Origin of the sequence: Costertonia aggregata, from assembly GCF_013402795.1 — a bacterium.
GTDB lineage: Bacteria > Bacteroidota > Bacteroidia > Flavobacteriales > Flavobacteriaceae > Costertonia > Costertonia aggregata.
Map to the genome: position 1 here is coordinate 915479 of NZ_CP058595.1, position 14542 is coordinate 930020.

The 14542-nt window shown below is 32.1% G+C and carries 13 protein-coding genes and 1 tRNA gene; 7 read left to right on the forward strand and 7 right to left on the reverse strand.

Going from position 1 to position 14542, the window contains the following annotated elements:
* Positions 1-45 precede the first annotated feature (45 nt).
* The 6 genes from HYG79_RS04180 to HYG79_RS04205 all read right to left on the reverse strand — a co-directional run bounded on the left by HYG79_RS04180 (position 46) and on the right by HYG79_RS04205 (position 5828).
* On the reverse strand, positions 46-1302 hold the full coding sequence (locus HYG79_RS04180) for a lipopolysaccharide biosynthesis protein (protein WP_179240910.1): 1257 nt from the start codon (positions 1300-1302) through the stop codon (positions 46-48).
* Positions 1303-1341: 39 nt separating this feature from the next.
* Positions 1342-2295 (reverse strand): GDP-L-fucose synthase family protein, encoded by a 954-nt coding sequence (locus HYG79_RS04185; protein ID WP_179240911.1) that lies wholly within the window; start codon positions 2293-2295, stop codon positions 1342-1344.
* A gap of 3 nt (positions 2296-2298) precedes the next feature.
* On the reverse strand, positions 2299-3417 hold the full coding sequence (gene gmd / locus HYG79_RS04190; RefSeq protein WP_179240912.1) for a GDP-mannose 4,6-dehydratase: 1119 nt from the start codon (positions 3415-3417) through the stop codon (positions 2299-2301).
* Positions 3418-3528: 111 nt separating this feature from the next.
* Complete coding sequence (locus HYG79_RS04195; RefSeq protein ID WP_179240913.1) at positions 3529-4566, reverse strand: MraY family glycosyltransferase; 1038 nt, start codon at positions 4564-4566, stop codon at positions 3529-3531.
* A gap of 634 nt (positions 4567-5200) precedes the next feature.
* Complete coding sequence (locus HYG79_RS04200; protein ID WP_179240914.1) at positions 5201-5500, reverse strand: hypothetical protein; 300 nt, start codon at positions 5498-5500, stop codon at positions 5201-5203.
* A gap of 121 nt (positions 5501-5621) precedes the next feature.
* Entirely contained in the window at positions 5622-5828 is a 207-nt protein-coding gene (locus HYG79_RS04205) for a hypothetical protein (protein WP_179240915.1), read from the reverse strand.
* Positions 5829-6049: 221 nt separating this feature from the next.
* Here HYG79_RS04205 and HYG79_RS04210 point away from each other — a divergent pair, with 221 nt between their 5' ends.
* From HYG79_RS04210 to HYG79_RS04240, 7 genes are all read left to right on the forward strand, one after another.
* Positions 6050-7315: a tyrosine-type recombinase/integrase gene (locus HYG79_RS04210; protein ID WP_179240916.1), complete on the forward strand. Its 1266-nt coding sequence runs from the start codon at positions 6050-6052 to the stop codon at positions 7313-7315.
* Positions 7316-7324: 9 nt separating this feature from the next.
* Entirely contained in the window at positions 7325-7552 is a 228-nt protein-coding gene (locus HYG79_RS04215; protein WP_179240917.1) for a hypothetical protein, read from the forward strand.
* A gap of 21 nt (positions 7553-7573) precedes the next feature.
* A complete protein-coding gene (locus tag HYG79_RS04220; protein WP_179240918.1) occupies positions 7574-8518 on the forward strand; it encodes a hypothetical protein in 945 nt (314 codons plus the stop codon).
* 79 nt (positions 8519-8597) lie between these two features.
* A complete protein-coding gene (locus tag HYG79_RS04225; protein WP_179240919.1) occupies positions 8598-8876 on the forward strand; it encodes a helix-turn-helix domain-containing protein in 279 nt (92 codons plus the stop codon).
* A gap of 209 nt (positions 8877-9085) precedes the next feature.
* Positions 9086-9601 (forward strand): hypothetical protein, encoded by a 516-nt coding sequence (locus HYG79_RS04230; protein ID WP_179240920.1) that lies wholly within the window; start codon positions 9086-9088, stop codon positions 9599-9601.
* Positions 9591-10790, forward strand: coding sequence for a VapE domain-containing protein (locus tag HYG79_RS04235; RefSeq protein WP_179240921.1), 1200 nt, complete (start codon positions 9591-9593; stop codon positions 10788-10790). The genes HYG79_RS04230 and HYG79_RS04235 overlap by 11 nt, the downstream gene beginning before the upstream one ends.
* A gap of 928 nt (positions 10791-11718) precedes the next feature.
* Positions 11719-14211, forward strand: coding sequence for an HD domain-containing protein (locus tag HYG79_RS04240; protein ID WP_179240922.1), 2493 nt, complete (start codon positions 11719-11721; stop codon positions 14209-14211).
* A gap of 73 nt (positions 14212-14284) precedes the next feature.
* On the opposite strand, the gene HYG79_RS04245 is transcribed toward HYG79_RS04240, so the two are convergent.
* A tRNA-Gln gene (locus HYG79_RS04245) sits at positions 14285-14356 on the reverse strand.
* Positions 14357-14542 lie beyond the last annotated feature (186 nt).

Consider the following 14542-nt stretch of genomic DNA (forward strand, 5'->3'; position numbering starts at 1 on the left):
TACTAGGTTACCATTGTCAATGTAAAAATTTAAACCAACGAACTTTTATTGGCTTTGTGTTTTTATGATTATACCTCTATAAATTACATAGTTCAAGATTTGATACATTATGTTCTCAATGATCATACTGTAAAAAACTCCGACAAGGCCAAATCTTGAAATAAAAAAATATCCTAATATTAGGGCAACGATACTCCTTGGAATCAATATCCAGAAATTAACATCTGTTCTTTTGATGGCGTTTAAAGCTATTTTGTAGGGCTGAAAAAAGATATTGATAGCCTGGTAAACAAAGGGGTAAACTACCACCAGGCCTAAGTCGGTATATTTACCGCCAAAGAACAAAACGATGATTTTTTGTCCAAAGAAATACCCTAAAGCTATTAAAACAATGGCTATTGCACCGAAAACCAAACTCCATTTTTTGACTGTGGATTTAATTTTTTCAAAATTTTTGTTTATCCCAACAAAAATGGGTAGAAAATAGGAGCCGAAAGCGGTTAAAATGGGATTTACCAAACCGGCAACACTCATAAGCACACCAAATATAGCAATATCATCTTTGGTCGTAATATATAGTAAAAGCCAAGGGTATATATTGGTACTTACATGAAATAAAAAATTAGAGCCTAACAACCATTTGCCCACTCCCCAATTTAAGCGCCAAAATTTTTTATGCTCTTTGACTTTGATGCTTGTTTTTTTATAGTTATTGAACACATATATTGTAGTTATCATAATGTATACTACTGATGCTATTCTCAAAAAGAAACCCAAATCCTTTACCTTAAAAAAAAAGATAAATGCCAACGAGGTGATTATGCCAAAAGAACAAAAAACACCATACATCAAATTCTGCCTGGTCTTACGTTGCCCCAGCAAAGTCTCGCGAACAAAGAAATACGATGAATGTGCGATAACATAAGTTAAAAAGAGAAGAAATACTTTACCACTCCGCTCCTCAAACGAAAGAAAATACAACAATGGGAAAACGATAACAGTTCCCAATGTGAATAAGCCCTTGAGAATTAAGTTAAAGTTGAAGTATGAAGTTTGGGCACGCTCCTCAAAATCATTCAAATTAATAGCATAAGGTTTGGAAATTATAGCGCTTTGAAATCCCAAAATAAATATTGTGATCGAAAAAAGGAGCACAAGATCGGCATAAGCTGTTTTTTCGTAGGTTCTGGCCAAAACAATAGTAGTGATAAATGTAGTAATACTCATGAATGCCTGATCCAAAACCACACTGAAAAGTTTTGGGATTTCACTATTGTTTTTGGGATAAAATCTTTTGAGCACTTACCTTTATTTAAATGACATTATATTAGTTTTTCTGGTTTATCCCAAATGAACTTTTTTCAGTTCGTTTATATTTTCCTGTAACCAATTATATGTCATCTTTATACCTTGTTTCAAATCTATGTTCGCTTTCCAACCTAATTCATTCAATTTAGAACAATCCATTAACTTACGGGGCGTACCGTCAGGTTTTGAACTGTCCCATTCTATTTTCCCTTTGTGACCAACGATGTTTTGAATAATTTTAGCCAATTCCCGAATGGTTATGTCTTTTCCTACTCCTACGTTGTACAAATGTTCCTGAAGAACGTTTTCTACTGCAAAAACTACAGCTCTTGCCATGTCGTCAACATATAAGAACTCTCGCATTGGCGAACCGCTGCCCCAAAGCAGTACCTGACTATGACGATTCTGCTTCGCATCATAAAACTTTCGAATCATTGCAGGTAAAACGTGCGAGGATTTTAAATCAAAATTATCATTGGGGCCATATAAATTCGTTGGCATGAGACATACGAAATCCTTCCCGTATTGTTGTCGGATGGCCTCACATAGTTTTACGCCAGATATTTTTGCTATCGCATACCATTCATTGGTAGGCTCCAATGGCCCTGACAATAAATATTCTTCTTTTATAGGTTGCGGTGCAAGTTTTGGGTAAATACAGGAGCTACCTAAAAAAATGAATTTTTTTACTCCGGTTTCATGTGCTGATTTTATCAAGTTGTTCTGAATCAACATATTGTCCATCAAAAATTGATATGGATGGTCATTATTGGCCAGAATACCTCCTACCTTTGCAGCGGCATCGATAATAACATCAGGTCTTTCGGACGATACAAAGTCATGCACATCAGCCTGCTTTCTCAAATCAAGTTCTTTACTCGTTCTTCCCAATAGATTGGTGTATCCTCTTTTTTCAAGGACTCGTAAGACTGCAGAGCCAACCATACCGTTATGACCGGCTATATATATTTTGGAGTCTTTTTTCATTATTTATTCAAAATACTTGTAAGTTTTGTAACCACCATTGTGAAGATACTGTTCTTTTTGCATCAGTTTGAGGTCCGACGTCATCATATCCCTTACCAAATCGGACAGTTGGTAAGTGGCTTCCCAACCCAATTTGGTCTTTGCTTTTGCAGGATTACCTATCAATAGATTAACTTCGGTTGGTCTAAAGTATTTTGGGTCAACGCTAAGCACTTCTTTTCCCATCGGAAGTTGGTATGCCATATTGGAACATTGTGATACGAAAGCCTTTTCATCAACGCCCGTGCCTTTAAATTCCAATGTTATACCGACCTCATTAAAAGCCATACGCACAAAATCCCTGACCATAGTGGTCTTGCCTGTAGCTATGACCCAATCCTCAGGCTCTTCTGCTTGTAGGATCATCCACATCATCCGCACATAATCTTTGGCATGGCCCCAATCTCTTTGAGCATCCAAATTGCCCAAATAAAACTTATCTTGAATACCTAGTGCAATCCTGGATACCGCCCTGGTAATTTTTCTGGTCACAAAAGTCTCTCCCCTAATGGGTGATTCGTGGTTGAACAATATACCGTTGCAAGCATACATATCGTATGCCTCCCTGTAATTTACGGTAATCCAATAAGCATACATTTTAGCGACCGCATAGGGGCTTCTTGGATAAAACGGTGTGGTTTCGGATTGAGGAACTTCTTGAACCTTACCATATAGTTCTGAGGTAGATGCCTGATAGATTCTTGTTTTTTTCTCCAACCCCAATAAACGTACAGCATCCAAAATACGCAATGTACCTATACCGTCCGCATTTGCGGTATATTCAGGAACTTCAAATGAAACCTGAACGTGGCTCATCGCCGCCAAGTTATAGATTTCGTCGGGCTGTATTTCTTGAATCAATCGGATAAGGTTTGTACTATCGGTCATATCACCGTAATGAAGAATGAAATTTCTATCCTCAATATGGGGATCTTGATATAAATGATCTACCCTATCCGTATTAAACAGCGACGACCTTCTTTTGAGACCATGAACAATATATCCTTTGTTTAATAATAGTTCGCTAAGATAAGCACCGTCCTGCCCAGTAACACCCGTTATAAAAGCAACTTTTTTTTTCAAACTGTATTGATTGTTGATTTTTAAATATTTTCTCTAGCAATGAATAAATTAATGCTATTTCAGGTAATTTGATGGAATATCATCTATTCATAATTATGATTGACGAAGTTATTATAAGAATGCCAATTTGGGCATAGAAAATTTGATTTTACCCTTTTCTTTTACCATGAAAAAAGGGAAAAGGCACAATAGGGGAGCCATGATAAAGACAATCAAAAGTTGAACATTGATGTTTATATTTAGCACATCCAGCAAAATCGTTGAAGCAACGATTAAAATATTCACGTTACATATCAAAAGTGTCGCCGTTTTGTGACTTAGGCCTAAATCCAACAGGCGATGGTGTATATGGTTGCGATCGGCAGTAAAAGGACTTCTTTTTTTACATATTCTAATTATGAATACCCTTGTGGTATCCATAATCGGAAAAGCAAACGCAGCTAGTACAATTATAGGTGCGTTGTTGTAAGTGAAATATGTACTTTCCAATCCGTTCATCCATAACAGGTTAATACCTTGAAAAACCAAAATAAACCCTATGAACATAGAACCTGAATCTCCCATGAAAATTTTCCTAGTGTCAGAAAGGTTAAAACACAAAAAACCTAGTAGAGAGCCTATAAGTATAAATGAAATTGATGCCAATAGAAAGCTACCATTTAAAAGAAAGTATACGCCAAAAGCAGTGCTTGACACAATAGCGATTGATGCGGCGAGACCATCGATACCATCAGTCAAATTAAATGCGTTGATTATAAATATGAAGATGAAAATTGAAAAAAGTACAGATATCAAATACGGTAATTCACCTATGCCCAAAATACCGTTTAAATCATATATTCTTACATCGGTCATTATAACGACAATAGCAGATGAAATTATTTGACCGCTGAATTTTTTCTTGGGCGATAAGGTTATTAGGTCATCCTTAATCCCTAAAAACAATAGTATGATCGTGCCCCCCAATAACGATAGCAGTTTGATTAAATCTTCTTGGGGTAATTTTGTGAAAACCCCGAATAATATCAATGCCAATGAAAAAGTAATAAAAATACCTATTCCTCCTAAAGTTGGTGTTTTATTCATATGCATGCTCCTTTCGCCAGGAACATCCATCAAATTCTTGGTATTGGACAAATAAATAATCACAGGGAAAATTCTAATAGAAATAAAGAAGGCTATTGTCAATGACAAAAATGACAAAAAATAAAGATTTAAAAATAGTGTCTCAAAATATTCCATAGCGGGGGCCTTGCTATTATTTACGAAGTTTAACTTCTATTGTTGTAAAGTATAAAATTTTAACATTTGAGACGTTATATAAAGTATATTTTATTTCAAATAGCAATCATTTTCGATGAAATGCAATAATATTATCAATAGATAAAAAAAAAACGAAAAAACCACAGTGATATATAGCTAAGACTTTAACCATAGACCACGAAATCAAAAACAATTACACTAGCTGTATACTAAATATAATCTAATAAGCTTTTCATTTATATAACAATTACAAAAGGCAATACCCTACCAAAAATATCAAGTTATTTTTGAAATTAATTTGTAATTGCCACAATCAAAAGAAAAAGTAGCTGAAATGATTTTTTAATGAGTGAAAGTGTAAAAGAAACTAAAAAATCCTTGGTCTTTTCTTACTTTATCAAAGACTAATGTATTTTAAGGTGCGATAGTCAATTCAATAACAAATTTGAGTTTAAGTGCTGATTGTTGTGATTATTAACTAAAAAAAGAAGCTTTTCAATATCAATAACCGCATAAAAAATTAATTGCATCTTGTATTATAAAATCTAACCTCTTTGTGTACATCCTTTTTAAAAACCCTATTCTCGATTTTCTCAACCAATTTTGGACAATCAACGAAGAACTCAGCTGTTGCTTTTTTAAAATTTTTAGAAAATAGTTGAGTAGAGCCTATATGCACAGCTACTGGTTTTTCGTTTTTACGCAGATATAATGTATAAAAGTTATATCCTGACCCACTTACAACACTTCCTCCTGCATTAAATGTAGGACCAATATAACCTGAATTATATCCTGAATTATATTTAGAATATAAAAACACCTTACCTTTTTCGATTTATTTTAAGAGAAATGGTTTTTTATCCTCAGCTATTTTAACATAAGCATAAACCAAAGTTTCCTTTTTTTTTCTTTTAAAACTACTTTAGAAATATCATTGTAATCTAGTTTGTTTGCTTTGCCATCTGTATATTTTTTGAATTTGATTTTTCACCAACTATTTTAGCGAACTCTTTTTGAACATTTTCATCATTAAAAGTAATCTCTGCTGTTGTTTTTTGGGCAGTTGAAAAGTGAAAAAAGAAACAATATGAAATCAATGCAATCGAAAATCTTCTATTTATCACAGTATTTGCTATATTTTCTAACAAAAACCCCGATACAATTTGTATCGGGGTTTTGTTTTAATGTTGGCCCACAAGAATAAGATTAACCTTAATTATTCAGGTACTCATAAAGTACTAATTCCTCCTTTACCCCAATTAAAATAATACCTTATAGAAATTAAAAATAATAATTAGAGTAAACTTTAATAAACTTAAATAAGGATTAATAAAGTAATTGTACGTACATTTGAACGTACAATAATCAAATGGCAACAATTACTTTCAAACCTAGACCTGGCAAAAAGAAGACCACCCCGATTTATCTGATATTCAGCTTCGGAAGGAAAAGGGAGCTGAGATATTCTACCGGCTTTACGATATCTGATATATCAAATTGGAATTTCGACAAGCAACGAATAAAAAATGTTGTTTCTGAACCGATGTCCAATAAAATAAATCAGAGTTTACAACAACTAGAATTATTTTTTGAAAATAAATACAACGAATTATTATCTGCGAGGATAGATATAAACAATCAGGTACTAAGAAACGAGCTAGACCTTTATTTAAAAAAGAGAAAGCCAAGAAGCACACCATCATCTTACAAAACACTTCTAGAATGCTATAAGTGGTATTACACATATTATTCCAAGAATTCTTTGCCCACAACAAAAAAACCCTTGGCTTTAGGGACTGTCAAATCTTATAAAACCTCCTATGAAGTGTTAAAAGAATTCAGTGACAATGTTTATGCTATCAACTACGATAGAATAACGTTGGACTTTTATTCCGACTTCATTGAATTCCTTAATGAGAAAAACTTTTCTAAAAACTATATTTCCAACCATATAAAAATGTTAAAAACAATCATGAACTATGCTTGGGAAAAGAAATTTCATAATTCGATGGATTTTAAATCCAAATCGTTTGCAAAAACTAATGAAGAAGTTGACAGCATATATCTATCCGAGAATGAACTTCAAAAAATACAAAGCCTTGAACTCAGGGGAAGAAAAGATAATGCTAGAGATCTTTTCTTAATTGGGGCCAATACAGGGCTCCGAGTTTCTGACTTTAATCGTCTTTCAAAAGACAATATTAAATGTAATAACGGTCTATGGTATATTGAGATAAAATCAAAAAAGACAGATAGATTGGTATCTATACCACTAAAAAAATCTGTTTTAGATATCTTAAAAAAGAGAGACGGAAACCCTCCATATAGAATGCCGGAACAGAATATTAACAATCTCTTAAAGGACATTGGGAAATTGGCTCAAATAAATGAATTAATAGAAATCACTAAAACAGTAGGTGGGAAATCCATTAAGATTAAAAAACAAAAATTTGAATTGATTACAAATCACACTGCAAGAAGGTCTTTTTGCACGAATGCATATCTAGCTGGAATGTCCACTTTTGATATCATGGCCATTAGCGGCCATAAATCCGAAAAATCCTTTTACGGATACATTAAAGTAAGTAACCTAGAAAGGCTAAGAAAAATAGCGAAACATCCATTTTTTAATTAAATAAACATTATGAAAAATTCATCAGAAAAAATTTTATCCACTATCAACAATCATGATTTGAAAGAGATTAGAGGTATGAAAGACAGCCTTTCAGATTTTTTTACTGCCTGGGTAAATGAATTGAACGAAATTGGGGCCCTCACAAAGGACAAACATTATGAATACACCTTTCATTTTACAGCAATAAGAGATTTGTTGACTGACGCAGAGCATTTCAAAACTAAAAATCAGAACTAAAATTATATCAAATATTACAACATGGAGTTTCTGTTCAACAATATATTTGATGAAAAAAAATACAATAGTCTAAGAACTACATCCGAAAAAATTAAATACTTTTTAGAAAATGATATTTTTGAAATTCAGAAAGGTGAATGTCTAATCCCAACTAATGGTATAAAGTGCGTTCCTGAAGAATATATAGACTTAAATCAATTTGATGCACTTCCATTTCGCATTAATGAATCTTATAGAACTGATGAATATGTGATAGGTATTAATTGGTTATTTCTACTTGAGATATTTGAGGTTTTCAAAACGCAGTTAGATTTGTTGGACACTTCAAACGAAATCGATTTCAATTTAAATTTTTTATCTAATGTAGATGAACAGTTGAATTACTTACAAGAAGTTATTAAACGAAATGACCCCTTTAAACTAAAATGCTTTACAGTAGAATATAATATTTGGACTGATGAATTGATTCTTGGCGCTGGAACCGAGTATAATTTTTTTTTAATATCAGAATCTTATCAGATAGATTATATTTTAGGAAAGGTTTACCTGGGCTCTACTTTCGATTTTGAAGAATATTCAAACCTTTCTGAATTTGGAAAAAGTCTAAGTAAATTCTTAAAGGTTAAATATTGTCTTTTTCACATAAAAAATATTCAAAACCTAGTAAATGATAATCTTGAAAGCATTGATACTCTAAACGATGACATCGAAAACTATAATGCTTATTGTGCTGCATATTTCTTCGACAAGATTGGATTAGTAAAGAAAATGCAACAGGCAGGATTTACTCAAACTAAGATATATAGCATAATTGGAAAAATTACTTCAACTCATCCAAAAACAATAGAAAAAAAACTCAGACAATTACTAATAGATTCGAAAACAAGCGAGTCAATTAAGCACCCTAAAACAAGAAAAATGGTTAGAGAAATAGATGAAATCCTCAATGACTTAAACTATTTGTAGTCTTTTTTAGAGTCGCTACAATATATTAAACTTAACCTTATATAGTTAGAATTGTACTGTTAATTGTTAAAACAGTACTATGAAAACTAATGTATTACAACTTCACAATGTTTCTCCGGAAGAATTCAAAAACGAAATTCTTACCGGAATAAAAACACAACTAGACAACCTTAAAAACAACTTAGAAAATTCTAAAAAATCAGAATATCTAACTAGAAAAGAAGCTTCCATACTCTTAGGAGTATCGCTTGTTACTATTCATGTATGGTGCAAAAAAGATATTCTAAAACCATACAAAATAGGTAATAGAATTAGGTTTAAAAGAGAGGAAATCGAAGCTACATTAGAAAATTCATAAAAAAAGGGATAGTTACAGCTATCCCTAAAAATCTTGTATAAAAATTAAATATTATGAAACAAATATACCCAGTAGTTGGGTTATATCAAAACCCCAATTTCCGGACACCAAACACACTTCGTATTAATACAGTTATCCGGACTATCAAATCAAATATAACATTCAAAAAGGGTCTATTTCACATAAACCAATCTCTAAATTAAAAGCTTATGAAGCTAGATGCTGCAATTAATAGGTTAATATGGAGATTCGGTGAATTTGACCATATATATATAAACGAAAAAGATATTACAGCTATAAACAAAATAGTTGATTTTGTCAATTTTAAACAAGAACGGACGTTTCAAGAAAACCTCCATTTCGCAAAACTATATACTTACAACCTTGGATATTTTTTAGAAAAATATAATACTACAATTGACAAAGCCATAGCCCATAGAGAACTTCATCATTTATTAGATAAGCCTTTTGAAAATTATGTGGAAGATTTAACTTCTCAAATAAACCTCAGTATCAAATATAATGTACTCAACAAGGCCGGATGCAAATTAGATAAACATCCTGCTTCAGAAAGTAAAATCGAAAAATCAAAAAACTTAAATAGTTTAAAAAGATTATTAGAGGATGATGACGTAAGACGAGTCTTTATTGGAGATGCATGGAATAAAAAAGAAGTTGAAGCTGGTCTTAAAGTTCAAATTAATAATTTTCTAAATGGAATATAAAAAAATAATCCCTAAAACCAAAAGCGAAAATCAGCACTCAGGAGGTTCAGGAACCACTATCTTCCATCAAGTTGAGGATTATATAGAGGAAAAATATGACTTACGTCTAAATATAATTTCCCTAGATATAGAAATATCGCTAAAAGATCAGGAGAATTGGAAAATATGCAATGAAGATAGTTTATTCATAGAATTAAGAAAAAAGAACATCGCAGTACCAATGAACAACCTAATATCAATTTTAAAAAGTGATTTTGTTCCTAAATATAATCCTTTAAAGGATTATTTCAATTCTCTCCATAAATGGGATAGGTCTACTGATTACATTAAAAAATATGCAAGCTACATATCTCTAGCTCCGGGAGAGGACAATGAACAGTTTTACTATCACTTCAAAAAATGGTGCGTAAGGGCTGTAAAATGCGCTTTATTAGATGGGTATTTTAATAAACAAGCTTTCATACTTACAGACGACGGCAGGGGGCAAAACATAGGTAAATCTACCTGGTGCCGTAATCTTTGCCCAAAACAACTCTCAGATTATATTGCTGAAGATATGGGCGGTTCTGACAAAGATTCCAGATTACTACTATGTAAAAATTTTATAATAAATCTCGATGAACTAGCAGCTCTGGCCAGAAAAGAGATAAATCAATTAAAATCCCAGCTTTCAAAAGACCAAATAAACGAAAGATTACCCTACGACCGGAAGAATTCAGTTATACAAAGAGTTGCTTCATTTATTGGCTCAACTAATAAATCTACATTTTTACAGGATGAAACTGGTAGTGTTAGGTGGCTGTGTTTTGTAGTAAATGGAATTAATTTTGCTTACAGCAAAGAATTCAACATTGATGATTTGTGGTCTCAGGCGTACTCCCTATCTCTAGATAAAACTTTTGATGAAGTTATATCCAAAAAAGATATCGAGCAAAATGAAATAAGAAATAAGAAATTTCAAGAATTAACTCCTGAACATGACATGTTGTTGAAATACTTCAAAAAACCAGACACACCAAAGTCAGGGGAATACATGACATCCACTGACATTGTAAACTATTTAATACCAAATTACACCCGGCTCAATCTCAGACCGGTTAATATTGGAAAAGCATTGTCTAAAGAAAATTTTGAAAAAAAGAAAACAGGCGGTTCTACATTTTATTATGTTGAAAAATCTTTTTGCTAAGTTTTACCCTCCCTACCCTCCTTTTGTCAGATTATTAATTATTGACGCTTGATAAATAAGGAGGGTAAAAAAAATTAACCCACACCTAACCCTCCTTACCTTCCTAATTCAAGTATTCAAAGGAGGGTGTTAACCCTTCCGTAATTACATATCACTCCTTCTTGAACGTTCACAAACAGGGCTTTTTAGAGGAAAAGGAGGGTAGGGAGGGTAAATCCGATAAATTTGTATTTTTAATCTGAGTATTAATTCACAAGAAACTGAAACCGTTTATATGCAAAAACAGAAAAACTGTGTTTAAGACTGTATTTTGTTCTGTATTACTAATATTTATACTTATATATTTATAACTAACTGATTTTCAATGCTAAAAAGTGAAGTGTTAATTTGTGAAAAACACGGTTCAGTTTACGTTTCAGAAAGGAACATTTTAAATAGAAGATATACAATTGAGGTTTATAAAGATATTTCCAAATCAAACATTGAAGGTGATTTTATTTTTTTATTTATGCAAACTATCTCTTTTGCTCCAGTGGAGAATTGAACCTATTTCATATAAACAAGGCCATTTTGCAATTGAAAACATATCCTCATGACCACTCTAAGAGCGAACCATATTTTCATACGCTACATGATATTTAAAAACAGAAAATAAGTGTCAACAACAATTACAGTACATACAATTTTGTGAAGCTTTTGTTCAAAGATATAGAGATAATAAACTACAAAATCGTAAAGCCTGTAATAGTTTTACAAAACCTTGTGTAATAATTTAATTGCGCTGAAAAGATAAAGTAGTTCTTTGTTGTTGGATTGGATATTCTGTTAATTTTGTTTGTATTGTTAAGTTATTTCAATTTCTTGAAAAGGGTAAATTTATTACTCTTTGATTAATCAATCCTTTACCAAAAAATAAGCCTTATAAAATATGGAAGACACTATTAATTGTGAAGACATTTTAGTTTTCAAAAAAACATTTTCGTCATTGATTTGGAAAAATGAAGACAAGATTAGCTTTTTAAAATCTAACATACTATCAATTGAAGAAAATGTTAAGAGTTATTTACATAACATATCTGTAATATTTCCATTATTAACAGATCACAGCATAAAACATTCCAGGATGCTTTGGAATTATGCAAATCTTATTATTGGCGATCAGGAAAAGTTCCTTAACCCATTGGAAGGTTTTATTCTTCATACTGTCTTCTTAATTCATGACGCTGGTATGTGCTATTCAATTTTGGACAATAAAGAGGAAATAGAAAATGACCCAATTTATTTCGATTACATTTCGCTCCATGGGAATAATGACAAATCTAACAGCGAAGCTTTATTTTACACCACACGTCAAAGGCATGGTGATTTCGCTTTAAGAGCTGCAACTGAAAGATTAAAAGAAGGTGAATATTTAATTAACAATACGAAGCTAAGGGAAGAGCTCGGGGATATAATAGGTAAAATTGCTAAAAGTCATACGTGCGAAATAAATTTTATTGAAAGGGAATTTGGAGAAAGATACTCTCCACCATCCTTCCCAACGGATTGGGGAATTGATTGTCAGAAAATAGCATTATTACTTAGAACATGTGATGCAGCACATATAGATAATTTAAGAACTCCAAAAACTAATCGAATGATAAAAGAAATCGAAGGTGTCTCTGGCAATCATTGGAGCTTTCAAAAGAAACTTGGTTTTCCAACATTACTTGATGATGGATACTTGTCGTACAACACAAACTCACCATTTAAGGAAAATGAACAAAAAGCATGGTGGTTTTGCTATGAGGCTCTTTTAGTTCTGGACAAAGAATTAAAGAAAGCTAATGAATATTTTGTAGATAAAGGGCAACAAGTTTTATTGGCAAAGGGAGTAAAATCAATTAACGACACCTTAAATTTAGGAAAAAACCATATTCGAACTCTCAATTGGAATTCAATTGACACTAAAATAAAGGTCAATAACCCAGTTCATATTGCCCAAGAAATGGGAGGAGAAAAACTTTACGGTCATTCTAATCTTGCATTACGGGAATTAATTCAAAATAGTCTGGATGCAATAAATCTATATAGAATTTACAGTGGCCAAGAAAATCTCGAAGTTGGTTCAATTAAAATCCTTCTTGAAAAAAAAGAATCCGACTTTATTCTTAAAGTTATAGACAATGGGATTGGAATGAGTAAATTCTTAATGACAGAAGAATTACTCGACTTTGGTGGCTCATATTGGAAAAGTCGAAAATTTTTCAATGATTTTGAAGGTGTCAGAGCTAAAGGTTTTGATGCTATCGGAAAATTTGGTATTGGTTTTTTTTCATCATTCATGCTTGGAAACGAAATAACTGTTACATCATGGAAGTACGGAACTTCGATAGATGAAATGAGCACGTTAGACTTCTATGATGGTCTAAATTCAACCCCTCTTCTAAGAAAACCAACAAAAGATGAAAAACAATCGATAATTGACCGAGGTACTTCCTTGAAAATAAAATTGCATTCAGACCCATACGCAAAGGATGGATTTATGAACAAACCAGGGTCAAAATATCGTAGTTTATATGATTTAATAAAATATTTGGTCCCATCACCAAACGTAAATATAACAATAAAGGATATAAATGGCGTAGAAACATCAATTATACCTAACAAATTAGAATCTATTGGTTTTCCAGAAATCATTGATTATCTAGAAAACCCACAATCTGATGTCCCAATAAAAACAATAAATCAAGGATTAAAATCACTACCTATTGAATTGACAGATATCAATCATGGAAAGGTACTTCTAGGTAAATTAGCTTTAGGATTGAATCTTGTTGCGTTTGGCGATAGTCATTCAGTTGTGATATCCAAAGGAATAAGAATTAATACTCTTCCTGGTCTTTTTGGGTATATTTTTACCGATGATGTTATAACAATAAGGAGAGATAAGTTTAAACCAAAAATACCTTTTGAAAGTCTCAAATCTTGGGCAATAAAGCAAAAGAAAATCATAGAAGAAAGGGATTTAATGAAACACTATAAATCTCAATACTATCATCTTTTGATTAGTTTTTCCCTTTATGATGAGAATGTTCCAATCTTAATGTCGAAAAGAGAGAATAAATACAGTTATGTTTCTATAAAAGAGTTGAGAATTTTTTTAAGAAGCAATAGTAGTGTTAAAATTCACACTGAAGGCTTCAGTATTGCGTCTAGACCAAAAACTTGCGATGGTTTCCTATTTATGAACGTGACAACAAGGTTTGAAGAAATTGTAAACGAGGAATCTTCGCATAAGGTTCAAAATTATGATGACCTTTTAGAAAGTACAATCAGAGATATGTGGGGGAAATTTGACAAGAAAGACTTTAACCCTCCAAATTACGCGATATTAAATCAACCATACATGAAAATAGTCGAGTTTAGCAAGAAAAAATAGTACATATGTTCGTACAATTAATAAATAAGAAACCCTAATCAATTAAAAAACAATTAATTAGGGTTAATCTATGTTGGCCCACAAGGACTCGAACCTTGAATGACGGTACCAAAAACCGGAGTGTTGCCAATTACACCATGGGCCAATATTTTTTCAAATACCAAATATATTTAATATTCGAGGGTGCAAATTTAATACAAAGTTTTGTTTCGCCAAACATTTTTTAAAACAATCATTTAAAAGTAAGCCACAGCTCTGTTAAAGCTTTATAAAAATTAGATAACCATATCTATTATAATTAGTAAATTCGCCCAATTGGTAAATAAACTAG